This is a genomic window from Aphanothece microscopica RSMan92 (genome assembly GCF_046613545.2).
Lineage (GTDB): Bacteria > Cyanobacteriota > Cyanobacteriia > PCC-6307 > Cyanobiaceae > NIES-981.
Window position 1 is genome coordinate 1 of sequence record NZ_JBKKKY020000263.1, and the last position, 786, is coordinate 786.

At 66.3% G+C, this 786-nt stretch carries 1 protein-coding gene; it reads right to left on the bottom strand.

Annotated elements, in window-relative coordinates:
- Positions 1 to 180: 180 nt before the first annotated feature.
- The coding region (locus ACLD7X_RS17395; RefSeq protein ID WP_411424948.1) for a 50S ribosomal protein L25/general stress protein Ctc at positions 181 to 786 on the bottom strand (606 nt) is incomplete at its 5' end.

The following is a 786-nucleotide window of genomic DNA, read 5'->3' on the forward strand; positions in this document are numbered from 1 at the left end:
TGCCGGTTGCGCGCATATTTCGCGCCCGGATTGCCAAGGCCGATCAGGATCATCATGACGCAGCCATGTGGCCGCGTGCGGCGCATGGGGCAAGGGGCGCGCCGCCGTGGAGCGCTGAAAGGAAAAAGCCCCGGCGCTGCGGCCGGGGCTTCTGACTGATTTGCCTGGGCGCGCCGCCGATCAGGCGGCGTCGTCGCCGCCCGCAGGGCCGCCGCGGCCGGCGATCGTGGCGACAGTGAAGTCCCGATCCTTGATCGTGGGCCTTGCCCCTTCCGGCAATGTCACAGACGAGATGTGGATGACGTGGCCGATGTCGAGACCGGTGAGATCGATCACCAGCTCGTCCGGGATCTTTCCGGCCGGCACGTCCAGCTCCACAGCGTGGCGCACGACGTTCAGAACCGCGCCGCGCTTCAGGCCGGGAGAGGCTTCATGGTTGATGAAGCGGACATTGACTTCGATCGAGACGATCTCGTCTTCCTCAACCCGCTGCAGGTCGAGGTGCACCGGGCGGTCGGTCACGGGGTGGAACTGCACGTCGCGCGGGATCACCGGCTGGCGCTCGCCCTTGTGCTCGATCTCGATCAGGTGAGACAGGAACTTGCCCGAGCGGATCGCCTTTTGAACTTCGTTCAGCTTCAGACTGATCGGAATGGAGCCGCGCGGGCCGCCATAGAGCACGGCCGGGACGAGGCCCGCATTGCGCGCAGCGCGCGCGCCGCCGGTGCCGGTGCGCTCACGCACTTCGACGTTCAACAAAATGCCAGCCATGGCCGTCAGTCCTAA